General features: G+C 35.3%; 1 protein-coding gene. It reads left to right on the top strand.

The genetic code is table 11. The annotated features are described in order from the left end of the window. Positions 1–278: ferritin family protein (locus ATCC9714_RS18005; RefSeq protein ID WP_280136267.1), on the top strand; the 278-nt coding region annotated here is incomplete at both ends.

Raw genomic sequence — 278 nt, 5'->3', positions numbered from 1 at the left:
GCTGATAGAGAAGGATTCCCAGAAGTAGCAGAAGCATACAAAAGAATAGCATTTGAAGAAGCAGAACATGCTGCTAAATTTGCTGAATTATTAGGAGAAGTAGTAGTAGCAGATACAAAAGCTAACTTAAAAGCAAGAGTTGAAGCTGAGTATGGAGCAACTGATGGAAAATTAAAATTAGCTAAGAGAGCTAAAGAACTAGGATTAGATGCTATACATGATACAGTTCATGAAATGTGTAAAGATGAAGCTAGACATGGTAAAGCATTCTTAGGATT

This window comes from Paraclostridium sordellii (genome assembly GCF_000953675.1).
In the GTDB taxonomy this organism is placed as follows: Bacteria; Bacillota; Clostridia; order Peptostreptococcales; family Peptostreptococcaceae; genus Paraclostridium; species Paraclostridium sordellii.
The sequence above is the reverse complement of the archived record's forward strand: the minus strand, read 5'-3'. Positions and strand labels throughout refer to the sequence as shown.